Annotated in this window: 18 protein-coding genes, 1 rRNA gene and 1 pseudogene; 10 read left to right on the forward strand and 10 right to left on the reverse strand. The window is 74.2% G+C overall.

The annotated features are described in order from the left end of the window. A 5S ribosomal RNA gene (gene rrf / locus ACFU9E_RS20215) occupies nucleotides 1-81 on the forward strand; the annotation flags it as partial. Between the two features lie 63 nt (nucleotides 82-144). On the opposite strand, the gene ACFU9E_RS20220 is transcribed toward rrf, so the two are convergent. Beyond that, nucleotides 145-279, reverse strand: coding sequence for a hypothetical protein (locus ACFU9E_RS20220; RefSeq protein WP_380683077.1), 135 nt, complete (start codon nucleotides 277-279; stop codon nucleotides 145-147). Here ACFU9E_RS20220 and ACFU9E_RS20225 point away from each other — a divergent pair. Continuing rightward, nucleotides 241-471, forward strand: a pseudogene (locus tag ACFU9E_RS20225) (TetR family transcriptional regulator); the annotation flags it as partial. The gene ACFU9E_RS20220 and the pseudogene ACFU9E_RS20225 sit on opposite strands and share 39 nt — an antisense overlap. A 45-nt stretch (nucleotides 472-516) precedes the next feature. Here the strand turns inward: ACFU9E_RS20225 and ACFU9E_RS20230 are convergent. The 5 genes from ACFU9E_RS20230 to ACFU9E_RS20250 form a co-directional block, all read right to left on the reverse strand. Further along, nucleotides 517-1,827 (reverse strand): DUF58 domain-containing protein, encoded by a 1,311-nt coding sequence (locus ACFU9E_RS20230; RefSeq protein ID WP_380683076.1) that lies wholly within the window; start codon nucleotides 1,825-1,827, stop codon nucleotides 517-519. Nucleotides 1,828-1,906: 79 nt separating this feature from the next. After that, nucleotides 1,907-2,827, reverse strand: coding sequence for an AAA family ATPase (locus ACFU9E_RS20235; protein ID WP_380683078.1), 921 nt, complete (start codon nucleotides 2,825-2,827; stop codon nucleotides 1,907-1,909). A gap of 143 nt (nucleotides 2,828-2,970) precedes the next feature. Next, a complete protein-coding gene (locus ACFU9E_RS20240; protein WP_380683075.1) occupies nucleotides 2,971-4,236 on the reverse strand; it encodes a DUF4350 domain-containing protein in 1,266 nt (421 codons plus the stop codon). Next, nucleotides 4,233-4,904 (reverse strand): DUF4129 domain-containing protein, encoded by a 672-nt coding sequence (locus ACFU9E_RS20245; RefSeq protein WP_380683074.1) that lies wholly within the window; start codon nucleotides 4,902-4,904, stop codon nucleotides 4,233-4,235. The genes ACFU9E_RS20240 and ACFU9E_RS20245 overlap by 4 nt, the downstream gene beginning before the upstream one ends. 5 nt (nucleotides 4,905-4,909) lie before the next feature. Next, nucleotides 4,910-6,127 carry a hypothetical protein gene (locus ACFU9E_RS20250; protein ID WP_380683073.1) on the reverse strand — a complete coding sequence of 406 codons (1,218 nt, stop codon included), beginning with the start codon at nucleotides 6,125-6,127 and terminating at the stop codon, nucleotides 4,910-4,912. Nucleotides 6,128-6,413: 286 nt separating this feature from the next. Here ACFU9E_RS20250 and mtrA point away from each other — a divergent pair, with 286 nt between their 5' ends. The 3 genes from mtrA to ACFU9E_RS20265 are packed head-to-tail and all read left to right on the forward strand — an operon-like array spanning nucleotide 6,414 to nucleotide 11,128. Then, complete coding sequence (gene mtrA / locus ACFU9E_RS20255; protein ID WP_380683072.1) at nucleotides 6,414-7,091, forward strand: MtrAB system response regulator MtrA; 678 nt, start codon at nucleotides 6,414-6,416, stop codon at nucleotides 7,089-7,091. 1 nt (nucleotide 7,092) lies between these two features. Continuing rightward, nucleotides 7,093-9,246: an MtrAB system histidine kinase MtrB gene (gene mtrB / locus ACFU9E_RS20260; protein WP_380683071.1), complete on the forward strand. Its 2,154-nt coding sequence runs from the start codon at nucleotides 7,093-7,095 to the stop codon at nucleotides 9,244-9,246. A 16-nt stretch (nucleotides 9,247-9,262) separates the two neighbouring features. Further along, nucleotides 9,263-11,128, forward strand: coding sequence for an LpqB family beta-propeller domain-containing protein (locus tag ACFU9E_RS20265; protein WP_380683070.1), 1,866 nt, complete (start codon nucleotides 9,263-9,265; stop codon nucleotides 11,126-11,128). Between the two features lie 37 nt (nucleotides 11,129-11,165). Here the strand turns inward: ACFU9E_RS20265 and ACFU9E_RS20270 are convergent, their stop codons facing one another. Then, nucleotides 11,166-11,933, reverse strand: a complete 768-nt coding sequence (locus ACFU9E_RS20270) for a ComF family protein (RefSeq protein ID WP_380683069.1) — start codon at nucleotides 11,931-11,933, stop codon at nucleotides 11,166-11,168. Nucleotides 11,934-12,299: 366 nt separating this feature from the next. Here ACFU9E_RS20270 and hpf point away from each other — a divergent pair, with 366 nt between their 5' ends. Next, entirely contained in the window at nucleotides 12,300-12,992 is a 693-nt protein-coding gene (gene hpf / locus ACFU9E_RS20275) for a ribosome hibernation-promoting factor, HPF/YfiA family (protein ID WP_380683068.1), read from the forward strand. A 195-nt stretch (nucleotides 12,993-13,187) separates the two neighbouring features. Next, nucleotides 13,188-13,946 (forward strand): response regulator, encoded by a 759-nt coding sequence (locus ACFU9E_RS20280; RefSeq protein ID WP_380683067.1) that lies wholly within the window; start codon nucleotides 13,188-13,190, stop codon nucleotides 13,944-13,946. A 23-nt stretch (nucleotides 13,947-13,969) separates the two neighbouring features. On the opposite strand, the gene ACFU9E_RS20285 is transcribed toward ACFU9E_RS20280, so the two are convergent. After that, nucleotides 13,970-15,187, reverse strand: coding sequence for a winged helix-turn-helix domain-containing protein (locus ACFU9E_RS20285; RefSeq protein ID WP_380683066.1), 1,218 nt, complete (start codon nucleotides 15,185-15,187; stop codon nucleotides 13,970-13,972). A 55-nt stretch (nucleotides 15,188-15,242) separates the two neighbouring features. After that, nucleotides 15,243-15,836 carry a GNAT family N-acetyltransferase gene (locus ACFU9E_RS20290; RefSeq protein WP_380683065.1) on the reverse strand — a complete coding sequence of 198 codons (594 nt, stop codon included), beginning with the start codon at nucleotides 15,834-15,836 and terminating at the stop codon, nucleotides 15,243-15,245. 251 nt (nucleotides 15,837-16,087) lie between these two features. On the opposite strand from ACFU9E_RS20290, the gene secA reads away from it, so the two are divergent. Next, nucleotides 16,088-18,850: a preprotein translocase subunit SecA gene (gene secA, locus ACFU9E_RS20295; protein WP_380683064.1), complete on the forward strand. Its 2,763-nt coding sequence runs from the start codon at nucleotides 16,088-16,090 to the stop codon at nucleotides 18,848-18,850. A 161-nt stretch (nucleotides 18,851-19,011) separates the two neighbouring features. Here secA and ACFU9E_RS20300 read toward each other — a convergent pair whose 3' ends face one another. Beyond that, entirely contained in the window at nucleotides 19,012-19,497 is a 486-nt protein-coding gene (locus ACFU9E_RS20300; RefSeq protein ID WP_380685107.1) for an Rv3235 family protein, read from the reverse strand. 438 nt (nucleotides 19,498-19,935) lie between these two features. On the opposite strand from ACFU9E_RS20300, the gene ACFU9E_RS20305 reads away from it, so the two are divergent. Beyond that, nucleotides 19,936-21,060: a patatin-like phospholipase family protein gene (locus tag ACFU9E_RS20305; protein ID WP_380685108.1), complete on the forward strand. Its 1,125-nt coding sequence runs from the start codon at nucleotides 19,936-19,938 to the stop codon at nucleotides 21,058-21,060. A gap of 120 nt (nucleotides 21,061-21,180) precedes the next feature. Then, the gene (locus ACFU9E_RS20310) at nucleotides 21,181-21,690 is read left to right on the forward strand and encodes a DUF6912 family protein (protein WP_380685109.1); all 510 of its coding nucleotides are present in this window, start codon (nucleotides 21,181-21,183) and stop codon (nucleotides 21,688-21,690) included. Nucleotides 21,691-21,801 lie beyond the last annotated feature (111 nt).

Consider the following 21,801-nt stretch of genomic DNA (forward strand, 5'->3'; position numbering starts at 1 on the left):
ATTCCGAACCCGGAAGCTAAGCCTCACAGCGCCGATGGTACTGCAGGGGGGACCCTGTGGGAGAGTAGGACGCCGCCGAACAAATTTTGAGAAGAACCCCCGCCGGATTACCGGCGGGGGTTCTTTGCGTTCAGGACAGGCCGGTCACCTCCGATACCGCTCGGCCACCGCCGTGAAGGCCTCCTTGGGCTCCCAGTCCATGTCGGGGTAGGTCTCTCCCCGGCGTCCTTCGAGGAGGCGGCGGTTCTCGCCGAACGCCTGGGCGATGCCGGAGTGCACACGGCCCGCGTTCTCGCGGCGAGCGTGGCCGCGGTGGTCCGCATCGCCTTGGAGGGCTGGCTCCGGCCGATCGGGAACGCCGGCGCGGCAGGGGTGGTCGTACCGTCCGGTTCCCCGCCGGAGCAGCTCCGCGCGGCGTTGGCGCCGCTCGCGCCGGCCTTCGATGCCGCCGAGCGGCGTACCGGGCCGTGAACCGGGCTGTGAAACGGCCTCGGGGGCAGGAGCGCTGAGTCGCGGTCAGAGCCGGCCGGCGGCCTTGAGGGCGAGGTAGGTGTCGGCCAGGGCGGGGGCGACGGAGGAGGGCGGGGCGTCGATGACCGTGACGCCGGCGCGGGTGAGGCGGTCGGCGGTGAGGCGGCGGTCGGCGCGGGTCTGTTCGGCGGCCGCGGCTCCGTAGACGGCCTCGACGGTGCCGCGGCCGGCGGCGAGCTCGTCGAGGTGGGGGTCGGAGACGGAGGCGAGCACGACCTCGTGCCGCTTGGTGAGCAGGGGCAGCAGCGGGAGCAGGCCGTCCTCGACCGGGGCCGCGTCCAGGCCGGTGAGCAGGACGATCAGCGAGCGGTGCGGCGCCATCTTGAGCGCGGTGGCGACCAGCGAGCGCATGTCGGTCTCGTAGAGGGCGGGCTCCAGGACGGCCATCGCGTTGGTGAAGGCCGGGAGGATCTCGTTCGGGGAGCGGCCGGCCACCGAGACCCGGGCGCGCCGGTCGTGGGCGAGCAGGTCGACCCGGTCGCCGGCCTTGGTGGCGAGGGCGGTGAGCAGTAGTGCGGCGTCCAGGGAGGCGTCCAGGCGGGGAGCGTCGCCGACCCGGCCGGCCGAGGTGCGGCCGGTGTCGAGGACGACGAGGATGTGCCGGTCGCGCTCCGGGCGCCAGGTGCGCACGGCGACGGTGTGGCGGCGGGCGCTGGCCCGCCAGTCGATGGAGCGGACGTCGTCGCCCGGCAGGTACTCGCGCAGCGAGTCGAACTCGGTGCCCTGGCCGCGGGTCAGGACGGAGGTGCGGCCGTCGAGTTCGCGCAGCCGGGCGAGCCGGGAGGGCAGGTGCTTGCGGCTGGCGAACGGGGGCAGTGCGCGGACCGTCCAGGGGACGAGGTGCGAGCCCTGACGGCCGGCCAGGCCGAGCGGGCCCAGCGAACGGATCGTCACCTTGTGGGCGTGGTGGTCCCCGCGCCGGGTCGGGGTGAGGACGGTGGTGACGCGGCGCCGTTCGTGGCCGGGCACGGGCAGGGTGTGCCGGGAGGCGGCGGTCTCGGTGCCGGGCCGCCAGGCGGACGGGGCCCAGGCGTCGCGGATCCGGGCGCGCAGGTGGCGTCCGGACGGGTTGGTGACGGTCAGTTCGACGCCGGCGGGCTCGCCGAGCCGCACCTTGGTGTCGCCGCCCCGGACGATCCGCAGACTGCGGACGGGGGCGGCGAGCACCAGGTCGACGACGACGGCGAGCAGGACCGCACCGGTGACGGCGCCGATCCCGGCCCAGGAGGGCAGCAGCAGGCCCGTGACGAGAGCGCCGAGCGCGGCGAGCAGGGCGGTTCGCCCGGTGAGGGCCATGCGGTGCGTTCCTTCGTCGGGGCCGGGGGTGAGCCGGCCAGAGGTGCGGGCGGGCGGGGCGGGCCAGCGTGGGGTGGGCTCAGCGTGGGGCGGGCGTCTGGGCGAGCACCGCCTGGATGACGGAGTCGGCGGTGACGCCCTCCATCTCGGCCTCGGCGCGCAGGGCGACGCGGTGCCGAAGGGTGGGCAGGGCGAGGGCCTTGACGTCGTCGGGGGTGACGTAGTCGCGGCCGGCCAGCCAGGCCCAGGCGCGGGAGGCGCCGAGCAGTGCGGTGGCGCCGCGCGGGGAGACGCCGATGGAGAGCGAGGGCGACTGCCGGGTGGCCCGGCAGAGGTCGACGATGTAGGCGAGGACCTCGGGGGAGACGGTCAGCTTGGCGATCTGCGCCCGGGCGGCCGCGATGTGCTCGGGGCCGGCGACGGGGCGCACGCCCGCTGCGGAGAGGTCGCGCGGGTCGAAGCCGGCGGCGTGCCGGGCGAGGACCTGGAACTCCTGGTCGCGGTCGGGCAGCGGAAGGATCAGCTTGAGCAGGAAGCGGTCGAGCTGGGCCTCGGGCAGCGGGTAGGTGCCCTCGTACTCGACCGGGTTCTGGGTCGCGGCGACCAGGAACGGGACCGGCAGGGGGCGCGGTTCGCCGTCGACGGTGACCTGCCGCTCCTCCATGGCCTCCAGAAGGGCGGCCTGGGTCTTCGGCGGGGTGCGGTTGATCTCGTCGGCCAGCAGCAGGTTGGTGAAGACCGGGCCGGGCTGGAAGGAGAACTCGGCGGTGCGGGCGTCGTAGACCAGCGAGCCGGTGACGTCGCCCGGCATGAGGTCGGGGGTGAACTGGATGCGCTTGGTCTCCAGGCTGAGCGCGGTGGAGAGGGTGCGGATCAGCAGGGTCTTGGCGACGCCGGGGACGCCTTCGAGCAGCACGTGGCCGCCGCAGAGCAGGGCGACGACCAGGCCGGTGACGGCGGCGTCCTGGCCGACGACGGCTTTGGCGATCTCGGCGCGCAGGGCGGTGAGGGCCTCGCGCGCGTCGACGGTCGGAGCGTCGACGGGCCGGGCGTCGCCGAGGCGCGGGTCGCCGGGCGCGCCGGCGCCGGGGGTGGCGGGTGCCGTGCCGGGGGTGATGCGGAGCTGGGTGGTGGCCTTCTCGGTCACGGCTTCCGTACCTGCCTTTCGAGGGTGTCGAGGTCGTCGGCGAGCCGCAGCAGCGCGGCGTCGTCGGTCGGGGGCGGGCCGTACAGGAGGGCCCGTACGTCCCCGGCGGGCCGCTCGGGGAGGCGGTCGGCGACGGCCGCGCAGAGAGCGGTGGGGTCGGGCGCGCCGGCCACGGGCGGGACGCCCAGGGCCGGGGCGATGCGGTGCGCGGCGGCGCGGCGCAGGGCGTCGGCGGCGCGGCCGCGGGCCCTGGCACGGCGGTAGAGCCGGGCGCGGCCCTCGGTGGTCTCGGAGGCGCGGACCACCACGGGAAGGTTCTCGCTGACGACCGGGCCGAGGCGGCGGGCGCGCCAGAGCGCGGCGAGCACGACGGCGACGGCGAGCTGGTAGCCGGCCCAGGTCCAGCCCTCCGGGATGAAGTCCTGGAAGCTCTTGCGCCCGCCCTCGGCGACCGGGGCGGTGTAGTCGGGCAGGTGCCAGCCGATGTGCGGCTGGGCGCCGAGCAGGCCGAGTCCGAGGGCGGCGTTGCCGTCCTTCTTGAGCAGCTCGTTGGTGAGGAACTCGCCGCTGCCGAGGACCACGACGTCGGTGCCGCGGCCGGTGGGGACGGCGACCACGGGGTAGCCGTGGCCGCGCGGGTAGCAGCCCTCGCCACGGCTGCCGGAGGTGTAGAGCAGGCCGCCGACGTGGGCGCTGCCGGCCCGGACCGCCTCCGGCAGCGAGCAGCCCGGGTCGGTGCCGCGGACGCGGGCGTAGGGGACGCCGCCGTTCTCGTCGGACATCCGGACGCCGGGGGCGAGCGCGCTGAGCGCGGCGGGGCCGGGGGCGATCAGGACCAGTCGGCTGTGCCGGGCGGCGGCGACGGCGGCCAGCTGCTCGGGGGTGAGCAGGTCGGGTTCGGGCAGTACCAGGGTGTCGGCGCCGGTGGGGCGGCCGGTGGGGTCGGTGATGACGTCGACGGTGAGGCCCTGGCGCTCCAGCAGGGCGACCAGGGCGTGGCCGCCGGTGGCGTCGTAGGAGCGCGGGTCCAGCGGCGGGTACTGGCGTTCGTCGTTGGCGGCGGCCAGGACGACGGCGGCGAGCAGGGCGAGGACGACGGTGAGCAGGTACCAGCGGGCGCGCCGCCACAGGCCGCGGCCGGTGGGGGCGAGGCTGGTGCCGGTCGCGACGGGGTCGGTCGCGACGGGGTCGGCCGCGACGGGTCCGGGCGCGGGCCCGGTCGGGTGCGGCGGTGCCGTCGGGACGGGGGTGGCGCTGGTCATGCGGCTCCTCCGGCGGCCGGGGCGAGGACCGGGCGGGCGCGTTCGAGGGTCCGGTCGAGGTCGCGCAGCAGCTGGTAGGCGGCCTGGTCGGCGGTGCGCTCGCCGTAGGCGATGTCGTCGAAGGCCCGGGCGGCCGCGAGCAGCGCGCCGGCATGCTCGGGCAGTGCGCGGCCGGCTTCGACGGCGGCCTCGTCGGCGGTGCGGCCGGGCCGGGGGTCGAGCAGGGTGCGTTCCTCCAGTGCCCGGACCAGGGCGCGCATCTGCTCGCGGACGGCGTCCGCCCACTGGCCGGCCGCGGCGTGCCGCTCGGCGTCGGTCCGGTGCTCGGCGGCGCTGCGCGGGCCGGTGCCGCCGAAGACGCCGAGGTCGGTGCGGGCGGCCCGCTTGGGCGCGCCGAGGCGCCACCAGAGGGCGGCGCCGATCACCAGGGCGACCACCAGGAAGAGGATCAGCCCGGTGGTGCCGGTGGTACCGCCGCCGGCGAGCGCGCCGAGCGCGTCGTCGATCCGGTCCATGACCCAGTTGACGATCCGCTCCTGGATGCTCGGGTCGTGGCGGTGGTAGTCGGCCTTGACCAGCTCGTCGCGGGCCGCTTCGCGCGCCGCGTCACGCGGCGTCGTGACCGGGGCCCCGCCCGCGAGCACGACGATCTCCCCCCAGGTCGGCATCGGGCTCAGAGCCTTGCCGGGGCGGGGCCGCCCTGACCGCCCCAGCCGGTGCCGCCGTACTCGGGCAGGCCGGCGGCGCGGGCGAGCTCGATGTCGAGGGCCTCGCGCCGGATCCGCTGGTCCACGTAGAGCAGCACGCCGATGGTGGCGGTGAAGGGGAGCGTGATGGTGGACGAGAGGATGCCGCCGATGGCGAGGGTGACCAGCATCGCGGTGGGCATGGAGGTGGAGTCACCGGCGTCGAGCTGGCTGGTGAGGTCGCTCCAGCCGAGCATCATGCCGGCGACGGTGAACGGGGTGCTGATCACGCTGGAGACGACCCAGGCGATGACCGTGCTGAGCAGGGTGATGCCGAAGATCCGCCACCAGGAGCCGCGGACCAGGCGCCGGGAGCGGGAGAGGGCGGCGATGACGCCCTGCTTCTCCAGCATGAGCGCGGGCGCGGCCAGGCTGAGCTGGATGCCGAGCCAGCCGGCCACGGGGAGGCTGAGCGTGCCCACGATGATCAGCAGGGCGGTGATCGCCGGTTCGGCGGCGCCGGACAGCGCGTAGCCGATCAGCGGGGTGAAGCCCAGCAGGATGATGCCGCCGAGGATCAGGGCGTTCAGCAGGGTGAGGCCGATGAGCTGGAGCGTCCGGGGCCGGGCGTCGCGCCAGGCCTCCCCGAGCGTGACGGACTGCCCGAGGATGGCCCGGCTGACGACCATGGTCAGCAGGGCCGAGGCGATCACGCTGAGCAGCCCGGCGAGCGGCAGGCTGACCAGGGAGGTCAGCACCGGGGTGAGCTCGCCGGTGTCGCCCTGGACGGCGAGCTGGGCGCCGAGCGCGACGCCCTGCTGGACCACGGCGACGCCGAAGGACAGGCCGAGCGCGACCCGCCAGTGCTTGCGGACGGTGGAGACCGCGCCGTCGAGGATCTCGCCGAGGCCGAGCGGGCGCAGCGGGATGACACCGGGCTTGGGGCTGGGCGGGGCACTCCACCCGAACTGCCCGCCGGGCGGCCCGTACGGCGGCTGCTGGCCGTAGGGGGGCTGCTGGCCGTACGGCGGCTGCTGCCCGTACGGGGGCTGCGGTGCGCCGGGGGCGGTGCCCCAGGCGGGCGGGGCGTCGTGGGGCGGTGCCGACTGGCCGGGCACGGCGGCGGGCGCGTCGGCCGGGGGCCGGGCACCGTCGCGGGGCGGCTCGGACGAGCCGGGCGAGGCCCAGCCCGGAGTGTCGGTCATCACTGCTCCTCGGAGGGCGTCAGAGTTCGCGGCGCCGGGTGGATCTTCACATGGGCGCAGCGCCCATCGTGCCATGGTGGTCGGACGCGCCCCAGGGGGATCCGGTTGCTGAACGGCAACGGCCGCTCCGTGGACGGCCGGTGGTCCTTCCCGGGGCCTCCGGGGCCGGGTCGGGCCGGGGCTTTCGCCCGGTATGGCCGGAATTCGCCGGGCCGCCAGTTGGCCGTTCTGGAGCAATGGGACTGCTGTGCGGCAGGTCACAATCCGGTAATGAGAAGATGGACCCATGAAGGGACGCGTCCTCGTCGTTGATGACGACTCCGCACTGGCCGAGATGCTCGGCATCGTGCTGCGTGGTGAGGGTTTTGAGCCGTTTTTCGTCGCGGATGGGGACAGGGCGCTAGCCGCGTTCCGGGAGACCAAGCCCGACCTGGTCCTGCTCGACCTGATGCTGCCCGGTCGGGACGGCATCGACGTCTGCCGGCAGATCCGGGCGGAGTCCGGGATCCCGATCGTCATGCTGACCGCCAAGACCGACACGGTGGACGTCGTGGTGGGTCTGGAGTCGGGTGCCGACGACTACGTGACCAAGCCGTTCAAGCCCAAGGAACTGGTGGCCCGGGTGCGCGCCCGGCTGCGCCGTGCCGAGGAGCCGACCCCGGAGCAGCTGACCATCGGCGATCTGGTGATCGACGTGGCCGGCCACTCGGTGAAGCGGGAGGGGCGGGGCATCCCGCTGACCCCGCTGGAGTTCGACCTGCTGGTCGCGCTGGCCCGCAAGCCCTGGCAGGTGTTCACCCGCGAGGTGCTGCTGGAGCAGGTGTGGGGCTACCGGCACGCGGCGGACACCCGGCTGGTGAACGTCCATGTGCAGCGTCTGCGCTCCAAGATCGAGAAGGACCCGGAGCGCCCCGAGATCGTGGTGACCGTCCGCGGCGTCGGCTACAAGGCCGGGCCCAGCTGACGTGAGCGACCAGTCCGACGAGACCCCGGCGGCCGGCGCGACCGACGGGGGCGGCTCCGCCGTGCGCGGGGACGTGCTGAGTTCGACCGTCCGCAACCGCCGGCGGCGCGGCCTCGCGGCCCCGTTCGCGCCGGTGGTCCGTCAGCTGCGCCGCCCCGTGCACCGGGTGGCGGCGCTGTACCGGCGGTCGATCCAGCTGCGGGTGGTGGCGGCGACCTTGCTGCTGTCGGTCCTGGTGGTGCTGGTGCTGGGCGTCGTCGTGGTGGCCCAGGTGCGGACCGGGCTGCTGGACACCAAGCGGGCCGCGGCGCGCGACCAGGCGATCGCGGGCTTCCAGACCGAGCTCAAGAAGATCGACGAGGCGAAGGACCTGCGGGTGCGCACCGGCGCGGCCGCCGACCCGGCGCCCGAGGAGCCCGGGACCTGGCTGCTGCGGCAGGTCGGCGAGCTGGCGGCCAGCGGGCAGAACGTCTACTCGGTGATCGCGATGCTGCCGGCCACCGGCCAGACCGTGCCGCCGGCGAAGGACCGGCCCAGCTACGGCCCGCGCTACTCGGGCGACATCTCGCCGGACAGCGTCCCGGCCGCCCTGCGGGCCCGGGTCGCGCAGGAGGCCGGTCAGACCTTCAGCCAGCCCACCCGGATCCAGCGCTCCGCGGAGAGCGGCGGGAAGACCGAGCCGGGCCTGGTCTTCGGCCAGCAGTTCACCGGCCCGGACGGCACCAGCGACTACCAGCTGTACTACGTCTTCTCCTTCGGCCAGGAGACCAAGACCCTCAACCTGATCACCGGCACCCTGGCGACCGCCGGCGTGTTCGTGGTGATCATGATGGGCGGCATCGCCTGGCTGGTGGTGCGCCAGGTGGTGACGCCGGTCCGGATGGCCGCCGGGATCTCCGAGCGGCTGGCCGCCGGGCACCTGGAAGAACGGATGAAGGTCACCGGCACGGACGACATCGCCAGGCTCGGCGAATCGTTCAACCGGATGGCCAACGCGCTGCAGGCGCAGATCCGCCAGCTGGAGGAGCTGTCCCGGGTGCAGCGGCGCTTCGTCTCGGACGTCTCGCACGAGCTGCGCACCCCGCTGACCACCGTCCGGATGGCCGCCGACCTGATCTACGACAGCCGCGAGGACCTGGACCCGATGGCGGCCCGGTCCGCCGAGCTGCTCCAGGGGCAGCTGGACCGCTTCGAGTCGCTGCTCGCCGACCTGCTGGAGATCAGCCGGTTCGACGCGGGCGCGGCCGTGCTGGACGCCGAGCCGGTGGACCTGCGCGACATCGTCGGTCGGGTGGTCGAGGCCGCGGACCCGCTGGCGCAGGCCAAGGGCAGCGCGGTGGTGATCCGCGGCGACGGCGAGCCGGTGGTGGCCGAGGTCGACTCCCGGCGGATCGAGCGCATCCTGCGCAACCTGGTGGTCAACGCGCTGGAGCACGGCGAGGGCCGGGACGTCGTGGTCCGGCTGGGCTCGCAGGACGGCGCGGTGGCGGTCGGCGTGCGCGACTACGGCATCGGTCTCAAGCCGGGCGAGGCGTCCCGGGTGTTCCACCGGTTCTGGCGGGCCGACCCGTCCCGGGTGCGGACCACCGGCGGCACCGGCTTGGGCCTGTCCATCGCGGTCGAGGACGCGCACCTGCACGGCGGCTGGCTCCAGGCCTGGGGCGAGCCGGGTGGCGGCTCGCACTTCCGGCTCACCCTGCCGCGCACCCGCGGCGGCGAGATCAACCGGGCGCCGTTCCGGCTGGAGCCGGAGGACTCCCGCAACAACCGGGGGCTGGGCACGTACGGGACGCCGTACCGGCGGGCGATCCGCCCGGGCGGATCGACGGCGCTGAGCGCGGCGGAGGAGACGGCCGTCCCGGAGACCCCGGAGGCCTCCGGCAGCGGTTTCGGCAGCGGGCTCGGCGGCGTGCTGAGCATCGGCCCGGGTCTCGGCCGGCGCGCGCCGGACGCCCCGCGGGCCGACCCGTCGGACGTGCTGCCGGCCGGTGCCGGGTACGGTGCGACCGGCGCGCAGGTCATGGTGGACACGGCGCCGGGCCGGCCGTCGGTGGCGCAGCGCACCGCGGGGCCGGACGAGGCCGCCGGGGTGGACGGCACGGGTGGAACCGACACGGAGGGGTCGCGGGGTGCGAAGGACCAGCGGCAGGACTGAGCCTCGGCTGGCCGGGGTGGCCGGCGCCCTGCTGGGCAGCCTGCTGGCCGGCGGCTGCGCGGCGATGCCGGATTCCGGGGGCGTCACCAGGATCGAGCAGTCCAAGAGCTCGGCGGAGAAGAACCTGCAGGTGAGGGTCTTCCCGGTGGAGCCCGCCAAGGGCGCCAAGCCGCAGGAGCTGCTGACCGGGTTCCTGGACGCGCTCACCGCCGACGACAGCTACGGCACGGCCCGCAAGTACCTGACGTCGGCGGCCGCCGCGCGGTGGAACGCCGAGGCGGGCGTCAAGGTGCTCGGCGGCAAGCCGAGCCAGGCCGACGTGAGCGTGACCGACGCCGACACCGACGTCTCCATCCCGGTCAGCGGGCAGCTGGTGGCCGAGGTGGACGAGCGGCACTCGTACCGGATCAAGCCGACGACCCAGCAGCTCCAGTTCAACTTCTCCTTCGTGCGGGAGAAGGGCGAGGAGTGGCGGATCAACGAGCTCCCCGACGGTCTGATCCTCAACGAGGTCAACTTCCGCAACAGCTACCGCCAGGTCGACCGGTTCTTCTACGCCGCACCCGACCCGTCCGCGCCGACCGCCACGGCGGCGACCAACCAGGACGTGCTGATCGCCGACCCGGTCTACCTGCGGCGCCGAATAAACCCGCTGGGCTCGGCCGCCGACGCGCTGGTCAGCGGGCCGTCGAGCTGGCTGGAGCCGGTGGTGCGCTCGGCCTTCCCGGCCGGGGCGAAGGTGGAGTCGGTCACCGTGGACGACAACCACACCGGGCACGTGGGGGTCACCGGGGTCGACCTGGGCAGTGCCACCGCCTGCCGGCAGATGGCCACCCAGCTGCTCTACACCCTCGCCGACCAGGGCACCGGGCAGGTGGACAAGCTGGAGCTCAAGGGGCAGCACGGCGGCCTGGGCTGCCTGGCGACCCGCAGCGACGAGCCCGCGATCGGGCCCGGCGCGCTGGCCGGCCAGATGGCCACCCGGCAGTTCTACCAGCGGGAGGACAACGGCGTCCTGTACGAGACGCGCGCGGCCGATGACGTCTCCGATCCGGTGCGCGGTCCGCTGGGGCGCCCGCAGCAGAGCGGCCGGCGGCTGGGCGCGATCGCGGTGGCCCGGGACGGTGAGCGCGCCGCGGCGATCAGCGGGGACGGCCACCAGCTCTACACCGTGCCGTTCGCGGAGAACACGGCGGCGGGCGCGATGCCCCAGCCGGTGCTGACCACCACGGCCCGTCCGGGCGCGAAGGCCGAGGACGGGCTGACCTCGCCGACCTGGGACGGGCGGGGCGACCTCTTCGTGGTGGACCGGGACCCGCAGGGCCCGAGGGTGCTGATGGTCCGCGACAAGACGGTCGTCGACGTGCCGGTGGCGAAGCTGGACGGCCGCTCGGTGCAGGGCATCAAGGTCTCCTCGGACGGGGTCCGGGTGGCCCTGCTGCTCAAGGAGGGCAAGGACGGCAAGGAGCAGAAGCTCTGGCTGGGGCTGCTGGTCCACGGAGGCACCAAGGAGGCGCCGACCGCGCGGATCACCGGCCTGCAGGAGGCCAATCCGGCGTTCCAGGAGGTGGCCTCGGTCTCCTGGGCGGAGGCGGACCAACTGCTGGTGCTGGGCAAGGAGAAGGACAAGCTGCAGCAGCTGCACTACATCAGCACGGACGGGTCCCCGAACTCCGACGCGCGGCTGCAGAGCGGCGGCGAGCTGGTCACGGTGGCGGCGTCGGAGGCGCGGGTGAGCGGCGGGAGCGGCAGTACGCCGCTGGTGCCGCCGGTGCTGGCGCTGCAGGGCGCGGGGGGCAAGCCGTACCGGCTGGTCAACAACCAGTGGCGGGAGCTGGGGGGACTGCTCTTCGGGGTCTCCTCGTTCATCTACCCGGGCTGATCCCCGGCTGATCTTCGGGCCGGCGCCCGGGCCGCTCTCAGAGGTGGTCCCCGGCTCGGTGCTCGGGCGTGTGCGGGACGCCGCAGGGGTGCCGGTCCGCGCCGGCCGCCGCGACGGTCGCGGCCGCGCAGGGCGGCAGCCCGGCGGCCGACAGCGCCCGGGCCGCCTCGGCGAGGCTGGCGCCGGTGGTCACCAGGTCGTCCACCAGGACCGGCCGGAGCGCGGGCGGGCGGTGTGCGAGCGGCCGGACGGTGAGCGCGCCGTGCAGGTTGCGCCGGCGCTCGGCGGCCGGGAGCCCGGCCTGGTCGGCGACCGGGCGGGTGTGCCGCAACAGCGGTGCGGCGCGGGCGTCCAGGCCCTCCCGGCGCAGCACGCGGGCGGCTGCGCCCGCCATCCGCAGGGTCGGGTCGTGGCCCCGGGCGCGGACGGCCGCGCGGGCCGAGGGCACCGGGACGAGCAGCAGCGGGGCCTGCCCGGCCCGCGGGCCGAGCGCGGAGCGCACCGCGCGGGCGAGGACCTCGCCGAGCGGGCCGGCCAGCCGGAGCGCGCCGCGCTCCTTGTGCGCGAGCAGCAGCCGGCGGACCGGGCCGTCGTACGGCGCGCAGGCATGCACCCAGGGCAGGGCGGCGCAGGGTGCGGGCAGGGCGGTGGCGAGGAGACGCCGACAGTCCGGGCAGAGCTGGCCGCGTTCGGTGCCGCAGCCCGCGCAGGGCGACGGGACCAGCACGTCGAGCAGACCGGCCAGGGCGTGGGCGAACGGCCCTTGGGCGGACGGCGGTCGGGGCGGTGCGGAGGTCGGCGGCACGGCTGCTCCTCCCGGCTTGCGAACGGAGAGTGAGCAAAGAATGCGCCGTACGGGGGGTGTTGTCCAGGTATTTACCTGTGTTTCACTCGCAGGAGGGTAGACAGGGGGCTACGGCTTGACCGCCACGCCCCATTAGTCCGTCATACCCCAACTCTCCGCTGGGGAGGCGAAAACTCCGTGTGAGGTGTTCGATGAGCCCCAGGGGGTTTCAACCGTCCCTGGTGGGGAGGAAGTGAGGTGAGGGCCAGTCGTTCCCACCGTTGCCGGTGGGACGGAGGGCCGGCGGAAGGATTGGCTGGTCCGGCTGGTCTCAGTCCGGTCCGGTAGCACCCGGACCGGCGACAGAACGAGGGATCGGAGTTCTGCGTGGACATCGTTGTCAAGGGCCGCAAGACCGAGGTGCCCAAGAGGTTCCGGGATCACGTGGCCGAGAAGCTGGAGAAGGTCCAGAAGTTCGACACCAAGGCGATCAGCCTCGATGTCGAGGTGTCCAAGGAACACAACCCGCGGCAGGCCGACCGGTCCGACCGCGTGGAGATCACTCTCCGTACCCGTGGCCCGGTGATCCGGGCGGAGGCCGCCGCCGCGGACCCCTATGCGGCGCTCGACCTGGCCTCGGCGAAGCTCGACGCCCAGCTGCGCAAGTCCGCGGACCGGCGTCGGGTCCACAAGGGCGGCAACGGCCGCACCCCGATCAGCGTCGCCGAGGCGACCGCGGCCCTGGCCGCGCTGCCCGAGACGAAGCCGTCGGAGAGCAGCACCAACGGGGCCGTCCGCAAGACCATGATGGGAACCCTGGAAGTGGAGGGCGAAGGCCCGCTGGTGGTCCGGGAGAAGACGCACCCGGCCGCCCCGATGGCGCTCGACCAGGCGCTCTACGAGATGGAGCTGGTCGGCCACGACTTCTACCTCTTCGTGGAGAAGGACAGTGGCCTGCCGAGCGTGGTCTACCGCCGGCACGGCTACCACTACGGCGTGATCCACCTCAAGGCCGACGGCTCGACCGTCGAGGGTGGTGGCGCCGGCGGCGCGATCGGCGCGGGTGACGACGAGGACTGACCGTCCGAGCAGCGTGGGAGGGTGACCCCGGTGGCCGGTGCCGCCGGGGTCACCGGCGTTCCGGGGCGGGTCGGTGTGCCGTCGGGGCGGCCCGCAGGTCACCCGATGCGGGGCGATCGGCGCCGGAGGGTGACCGGAGGGGGCTCCGGCCGTGGAATGATTGGCGCACGACGACCGGCGACGGGGGAGGAGCGGATGGGGGATCACTTCGGGTTGGGGCCCGTGGCGGGGCCGGTCGCGGGGGGGCCGCCGGGCCCGGGGGAGGACCCCGGCTACGGCACCCGCCGGGGGGAGCCGATCCGCGTCCTGGTGGTGGACGACCACGCGCTGTTCCGCCGCGGCCTGGAGATCGTGCTGGCCGAGGAGGAGGACATCACCGTCGTCGGCGAGGCCGGGGACGGGGCCGAGGCGGTGCTCAAGGCCGCCGACCTGCTGCCGGACATCATCCTCATGGACGTCAGGATGCCGCGCCGCAGCGGGATCGAGGCCTGCACCGCGATCAAGGACGTCGCGCCCAGCACCAAGATCATCATGCTGACGATAAGCGACGAGGAGGCCGACCTCTACGAGGCGATCAAGGCGGGCGCCACCGGGTACCTGCTCAAGGAGATCTCCACCGACGAGGTCGCCACCGCGATCCGCGCGGTCGCCGACGGGCAGTCCCAGATCAGCCCCTCGATGGCGTCCAAGCTGCTCACCGAGTTCAAGTCGATGATCCAGCGCCGGTCCGACGAGCGCGAGTTGGTGCCCGCGCCGCGGCTGACCGACCGGGAGCTGGAGGTGCTGAAGCTGGTGGCCACCGGGATGAACAACCGGGAGATCGCCAAGGAGCTGTTCATCAGCGAGAACACCGTGAAGAACCACGTGCGCAACATCCTGGAGAAGCTGCAGCTGCACTCCCGGATGGAGGCCGTGGTCTACGCGATGCGCGAGAAGATCCTCGAAATAGGGTGAGTGGCGGGCCCCTCGGGGTGCGCTCAGCCGAGCAGCTTCTCCAGTGCCGGGCGGAGCGCCTCGTCGTGCAGGGTCTCGATCCGGACGCTGTCGCAGCCCACCCAGGAGGCCGCCTCGCGCAGCGCACCGGCCAGCGCCTCCAGGTGCTTGGGGGAGTCCAGCGAGATCTGACGGGCCACCAGGGTCCGTCCCTCGCGGGCCGGATCGACCCGGCCGACCAGCTGTCCGCCGGTCAGCAGCGGCATCGCGAAGTAGCCGTGCACCCGCTTGTGCTTGGGCGTGTAGGCCTCCAGCCGGTGGGACATGCCGAAGATCCGCTCGGTGCGCGGGCGGTCCCAGACGAGCGAGTCGAACGGCGAGAGCAGCGTGGTGCGGTGGCGCCCGCGCGGCGCCGCGGCGAGCGCCGCCGGGTCGGCCCAGGCCGCGCCGGGCGAGCCGTCCGGGCCCCAGCCGGCCACCTGGACCGGGACCAGGCCGGATTCGGGCAGCGCCGCGTCCAACTGGTCGGCGCGCAGCCGGTGGTAGTCCAGCAGGTCGGCCCGGGTCGCCACGCCGAGCGCCGCGCCGGACTGCGCGACCAGGGTGCGCAGGCACTCCGCGTCGTCGGGCTCGGCAGCGAACAGCTCGGCGGGGACGGCCTGTTCGGCCAGCGCGTAGACGCGCTTCCAGCTCCGGCGGTCGGTGCAGACCACATCGCCGAAGGCCAGCGCCCGCTCCACCGCGATCTTGGTGTCCGACCAGTCCCACCAGTCGGCGGTCCGCTTGGCGCCGCCCAGCTCGGTGGAGGTGAGCGGGCCTTCGGCGCGCAGCTTGTCGAGCACGGTGCGGTACGTCGCCGCGTCGACCTGCTTGCCCCAGACGTGGGCCTTGGCGCGGTAGCGCCGGCGCCGGAAGGCGAACAGCGGCCACTCCTCGACGGGGAGCACGCAGGCCGCGTGCGACCAGTACTCGAAGCTCGCGCCGGAGCCCCAGAACGCCGTCTCGACCGCCGGGCGGCCGACCGCGCCGAGCCGGGCGTACGGGACCAGTTCGTGCGAGCGGGCCAGCACCGAGATGGTGTCGAGCTGGACGGAGCCGAGCCGGCGCAGCACCCCGCGCACCCCGCCGCGGCGGTCCGGGGCGCCGAGCAGTCCCTGGGCGCGCAGGGCGATCCGGCGGGCGTCGTCGGCACCGAGGACGGTCACCGGGGCGGGGGTCGCGGGGGCGGGGCCGGCAGCCCGGCGCGGGGTCAAGGCGGTCATGCCGGCGAGCCTAGACCGGGGCACCGACAACCGGCCCGGGCCGCGGCCCGCGCGGTCAGTCGGGGAGGTCCTCGGCGAGCAGCGAGGCGATCCAGCAGTCACGGAACAGCCCGCGCTGCTCGGCGTAGGAGCGCAGCAGGCCCTCGCTGCGGAAGCCGACCTTCCGGGCCACCCCGCGCGAGCCCTCGTTGCCCACGTAGGCGAGCCACTCCAGGCGGCGCAGGCCCAGCTCGCGCAGCCCGTAGCGGGCCACCGCGGCGGCGGCCTCGGTGGTGTACCCGCGGCCGCGGGACTCCTTGGTCGCCCACCAGCCGACCTCGGCGGTGCCCGGCCGGCCGGGGCAGGCCATCAGCCCCTGGCTGCCGACCAGCGCGCCGGTCTCGCGCTCGAACACGCACCAGACCAGGTTCTCGCCGCTCTGCCAGCCGTTGGCGGCGAGGTCGTGGACGAAGTACTCGGCGTCCTCGCGGCGGTACGGCGACGGGACGACCGTCCAGCGCTGGATCTCCTCGTCCTGGCAGGCGGCGAAGACCGCGTCGACGTCGCCCTCGGCGGGAGCGCGCAGGACCAGGCGGTCGGTGGTGAGGGCGACGGGCGCCGTGGGGCGCGGGCCGGTCTGCTGCTGCGACTGCTTCGGCTGCTCATCCATGGACGGATTATTCCGTGCAGAGATAAAACGGAGCATCCGATTAACGGACCGGCACGTTCAATCAGCCGGACAACCGCCCGGTTTGCCCCGGTGCGAGGGACTATCGTCGGATGTGCTCGCGCGGGTGACACGGGAATACCGTGCTGACGCACCTCCCGGGGCATTGGGCTCCTCGCATACGATGGCCCGTGCGGTGGGGTGGATCCACCGTGCAGTCGTCCAGTGCCAATACAGGCAAGGAGCCCGCTCACGTGTCCGTCTTCGACAAGATCCTGCGCGCCGGCGAAGGCAAGATCCTTCGCAAGCTGCAGCGGATTGCCGCCCAGGTCAACTCCATCGAAGAGGACTTCGTCAACCTCACCGACGCCGAGCTGCGCGCACTGACCGACGAGTACAAGCAGCGGATCGCCGACGGCGAGAGCCTGGACGACATCCTCCCCGAGGCGTTCGCCACCGTCCGCGAGGCCGCCAAGCGCGTGCTGGGCCAGCGGCACTACGACGTCCAGCTCATGGGCGGCGCCGCGCTGCACTTCGGCTACGTCGCCGAGATGCGCACCGGTGAGGGCAAGACCCTGGTCGGCACGCTGCCCGCGTACCTCAACGCGCTCACCGGCAAGGGCGTGCACCTCATCACGGTCAACGACTACCTCGCCGAGCGCGACTCGGAGTGGATGGGCCGGGTGCACCGCTTCCTCGGCCTCGAGGTCGGCGTGATCCTCGGCAACATGACGCCCGCCGAGCGCAAGCGCCAGTACGGGATGGACATCACGTACGGCACCAACAACGAGTTCGGCTTCGACTACCTGCGCGACAACATGGCCTGGTCGAAGGACGAACTCGTCCAGCGCGGCCACTACTTCGCGGTGGTCGACGAGGTCGACTCGATCCTCATCGACGAGGCCCGTACCCCGCTGATCATCTCCGGCCCGGCGGACCAGGCGACCAAGTGGTACGCCGACTTCGCCAAGCTGGTGCTGCGCCTGAAGATCGACCGCGACTACGAGGTCGACGAGAAGAAGCGCACCGTCGGCATCCTGGAGGAGGGCGTCACCCGGGTCGAGGACTACCTCGGCATCGACAACCTCTACGAGTCGGTGAACACCCCGCTGGTCGGCTTCCTGAACAACGCCATCAAGGCGAAGGAGCTCTACAAGGCGGACAAGGACTACGTCGTCATGAACGGCGAAGTCATGATCGTCGACGAGCACACCGGCCGCATCCTGGCCGGCCGCCGCTACAACGAGGGCATGCACCAGGCGATCGAGGCCAAGGAAGGGGTGGAGGTCCAGAACGAGAACCAGACGCTGGCCACCATCACCCTCCAGAACTTCTTCCGCCTGTACGACAAGCTGGCCGGCATGACCGGTACCGGCACCACCGAGGCGGCCGAGTTCCACCAGATCTACAAGCTCGGCGTGGTGCCGATCCCGACCAACAAGACGCCGCTGCGCATCGACCAGCCCGACCTGATCTACAAGTCGGAGCCGGCCAAGTTCGCCGCCGTGGTCGAGGACATCGCCGAGAAGCACGAGAAGGGCCAGCCGGTGCTGGTCGGCACCGTGTCGGTCGAGAAGTCCGAGTACCTGTCGCAGGAGCTGCGCAAGCGCGGCATCCCGCACGAGGTGCTGAACGCCAAGCACCACGAGCGCGAGGCGCAGATCGTCGCCCAGGCCGGCCGCAAGGGCGCCGTCACCGTCGCCACCAACATGGCCGGCCGCGGTACCGACATCATGCTCGGTGGCAACGCCGACCACCTCGCGGCCGCCGAGCTGGCCCAGCGCGGGCTCTCCGCGGTGGACACCCCGGAGGAGTACGAGGCCGCGTTCCCGGCCGCGCTGGAGAAGGCCAAGGCCGCGGTCAAGGCGGAGCAGGACGAGGTCAAGGAGGCCGGTGGCCTCTACGTCCTCGGCACCGAGCGCCACGAGTCCCGCCGGATCGACAACCAGCTGCGCGGCCGTTCCGGCCGTCAGGGCGACCCGGGCGAGTCCCGCTTCTACCTGTCGCTGGGCGACGACCTGATGCGCCTGTTCAAGGCCGGCATGGTCGAGCGCGTGCTCTCGATGGCCAACGTGCCCGAGGACGTGCCGATCGAGTCGAAGATGGTCACCCGGGCCATCGCCTCCGCGCAGACCCAGGTCGAGCAGCAGAACTTCGAGATCCGCAAGAACGTCCTCAAGTACGACGAGGTGCTGAACCGCCAGCGCGAGGTCATCTACGGCGAGCGCCGCCGGGTCCTGGAGGGCGAGGACCTGCAGGAGCAGGTCGGCCACTTCATGGACGACACCGTCGAGGCGTACGTCCGGGCCGCCACCGGCGAGGGCTTCGAGGACGACTGGGACCTCGAGAAGCTCTGGACCGCGCTCAAGCAGCTCTACCCGATCACCCTGGACCTGGAGGAGCTGGAGGAGGAGGCCGGCGGCACCGCGGGCCTCACCCCAGAGTTCCTCACCAAGGTCGTCCAGGAGGACGTCCAGGCGCAGTACGGCGCCCGCGAGGACCAGCTCGGCACCGAGATCATGCGCGAGCTGGAGCGCCGCGTCGTGCTGTCGGTGCTGGACCGCCGCTGGCGCGAGCACCTCTACGAGATGGACTACCTCCAGGAGGGCATCGGCCTGCGGGCCATGGCGCAGCGCGACCCGCTGGTCGAGTACCAGCGCGAGGGCTTCGACATGTTCACCGCGATGATGGAGGGCATCAAGGAGGAGTCCGTCGGCTACCTGTTCAACCTGGAGGTCCAGGTCGAGCAGCAGGTCGAGGAGGTCCCGGTCGAGGACGCCCAGGTCGTGCTCGACAAGCTGGAGAAGGACGCCGCCCGTCCGGAGATCAAGGCCAAGGGCCTGGAGGCCCCCAAGCCGCAGCGGCTGCACTACACGGCCCCCTCGGACGAGGTCGGCGGCGGTGTGGTCGAGGGCGACTTCGAGGACCTCGGTGCGGAGGACGAGGGCGACGGGCTGACCCGCGCCGAGCGCCGCAAGGCCGCCAAGTCGGCCAAGGGCCGCCGCCGCAAGGGCTGAGACGAGGCCGGGGGCCGGTCCGCGCGTCGGACCGGCCCGGCGCAGGGCAGGGCGCCGCTCCCGTACGGGGGCGGCGCCCCGCGCCGTTTCCGGGGGCGTGCCGAGCGGACCGCGGGTCGGCGGCGCGGCGGCGGGCGGCGGCGCGGGGCGGGCGACGGCGGTCACCGGGCCTCCACGGCGGTGCACTGCCACTGGCCGGAGGGGCCGCGCGGCTCCAGCCGGAACGCCACCATGTGGTGCCGGGCGCCGAGGTCGACCCGGACGCAGGCCTCGACGGCGCCCGGCGAGGGGGAGCGGTCGTGCACCGGGCCGAGCCGGGGCCGCTCGCCGGCCCGCGTCCGGCGCAGGGTGCCGGCCCGGACCAGGGCGGAGAGCTGGCCGTAGCAGTCCAGCGTGGTGTGGCGCAGCAGCTGGCCGGACGGCCGGGCGCCGGTGAGCACCTCCACCAGCCGGTGGGCGAACCGGGTGCTGAGGCCGTCGAGCGGCTCGCGGTCCGCACCGCCGGTGCACGCGGTCCGGGGGTGACGGGGCCGGCGCGGGGGCGCCGGGTGGTGGTCCCGGGCGGTGCCGCGCGAGCGGTAGGGGCGCGCGGAGAGCACGGCGGGCGGGGTGAGCGGCGGTGCGGCGCGGTTCGGGCACGTGGTCATGGGCCTTCCTCGGGGGCGGTCGGCGCGGGGCCTGGGCGGGGCTGGACAGGGCTGGACGGGGCTGCCGGCGAGGCTGCCGGCGAGGCTGCCGGCGGGGCCGGGAAGCGGCTGGTGCGGGTACGGACGGGTCCTTGCTAGTGGCCCCCGTGCGGGGCGGCAACGGGTTTCCCGCGGCCTCCCCGACGGCCTCGAAGTTCACCTATCCGGGTGAGTCGGCCCGTGCGGTGGCAGGCTTCCGGGCACCCCCGTCGGCCCGGGGTTGACGCGCCGGGGAGGCCGGGAGGGCCCGAAAGGGGACGGTCCGTTCGCCAGGACGGACGTTGCGCCCCCGGCCGGTCGGCGCGCAGGATCGAAGGCCGGGCCGTACGCCTCGCGAACCTCGTGCGGCGTCCGCCCGGCAGCGCACCAGCACCGCCCCGACGAGGACAGGCGGCCGGTATGACGACATGGGTATCGGGGACGCGTCCGGCACCCCCGGGGGCCGGGGGCGCTCCCCGGCGCGGCCTGGTGCTGGGCGGCGGGGGCATGCTCGGCGCGGCGTGGACCGTCGGTGCGCTGCGCGCCGTCGAGGAGACGACCGGGCGGCCGCCGGGCGATGCGGAGGTGCTGCTCGGCACCTCGGCGGGCGCCATCCTCGGTGCGCTGCTGGCGGCTGGGGCGGACACCGGCCAGCTCCGCGACCACCAGCGCGGCCTGCCGATCGGCTCCGGGCCGCTGGCCGGGATCGAGTTCGACTACGACACGGCGGTCGGCGGCGCGCTGCCGCCGCGGCCCCGGGTCGGCATCGGCTCGCCGGGCCTGCTGCGGGACGCCGTCCGGCACCCGCGCACCTACCCCTGGCTCACCATGGTCTCGGCGATGGCGCCGCACGGCCGGGGCTCGCTGGCGTCGGTCGGCGCGCTGGTCGGCGGCCTGTTCGAAGGGGCGGACGGCACGGACGGCACGGGCAACGTGGGCGGCGCGGACGGCTGGCCGGCGGGCTCGGCGCTGCGCGTCGTCGCGGTGGACTACCGCACCGGCCGCCGGGTGGTCTTCGGCGACCCCGGCGCGCCCCCCGCCCGGGTCGACGAGGCGGTGATGGCCTCCTGCGCGATCCCCGGCTGGTTCGCGTCCGTCCCGGTCGGCGGCACCGAGTACGTGGACGGCGGCTGCTGGTCGGCCACCAACGCCGACCTGCTGCTGGACCGGGGCCTCGACGAGGTCTACGTGCTCGCCCCGATGGCGCTGCGCCCCGATCCGCCCGGGCGCCCGGAGCCCGACGACGGCGCGTCCGCCGCCACGCGCGCCCGGCGCGTGCGGGACCGGCTGCACGCCCCGCGCGAGCGGGACCGTCCGAGCGGGGTGCTCGCCCAGCTGGTCGCCCGCTACCGCCGGACGGTGACCCGCCAGCTGCTGCGGGAGGCCGGACTGCTGCGGGCGGGCGGCGTGCGCGTGCACCTGCTCGCTCCCACCCCCGCCGACCTGGCGGTGATGGGCCCGAACATGATGGACCCGGCCCGTCGCGGACCCGTCCTGGAGAGCGCGCTGGACACCTGCCGCCGCACCCTGGAGGCCGCCCGCTGACCGCCTCCGGAGGGGCCGGGGCCCGGGCCGACGGCGTGCGGGTGATCACGGCCCGCCGTCCGGCGCTTATTCTTGGGGCGCTGGAAGCTGTGCCGCTGGACGAACCGGAGAGTGCCACCGATGCGCGTGTACGTGCCCACCACCCTGACCGGCCTGGCGGCGGCGCACTCGGGCGGCGCGCTGGAGCAGTCCGCGGCGTACGCCGTGACGCCCGCGCTGCGCGAGTGGTACGTCAGCGACGACCTGGAGGAGCTGGAGTACGCGGCGCTGAACCGGGCCGCCCAGTCCTCGCTGCGCCTGCTGGCCGCCGAGCCGGACGCCCCGCGCCGCCGCGTCGTCGTGGCGCTCGACGTCGCCGACTCGGCGGTGAAGCCGTTCCCCGGCGACGAGTACCAGGACCAGGCCTCGCTCGGCCGGGTGGTGCTGGCCGGCCCGGTGAAGCTCGCCAAGGCGGCCTCGGTGCACGCGGACGTCGCCGACGTGGACGTGGTGGCCGACGTGGCGGCGGCCGTCGAGGCGGTGACGGCGGCGGACACGGGCGACCAGGACGCCCAGTTCACCGTGGACGGCGCCGAGGACCACGACCTGCTCTGGTTCGCCACCCAGGAGATCGCCGCCCTGCTGGCCTGAGGCCCCGCCGGTCCGAGGGGCCGCTCGGCCGAGGCCCTGCTCACCGGTCCGTGCGCGGAGGTCCGCGCGCGGACCGGGGGTGAGCCCCGTCCTACCGGTCCGGCACCGCCC

The sequence above is a fragment of the Kitasatospora sp. NPDC057595 genome, assembly GCF_042800875.1.
In the GTDB taxonomy this organism is placed as follows: Bacteria; Actinomycetota; Actinomycetes; order Streptomycetales; family Streptomycetaceae; genus Kitasatospora.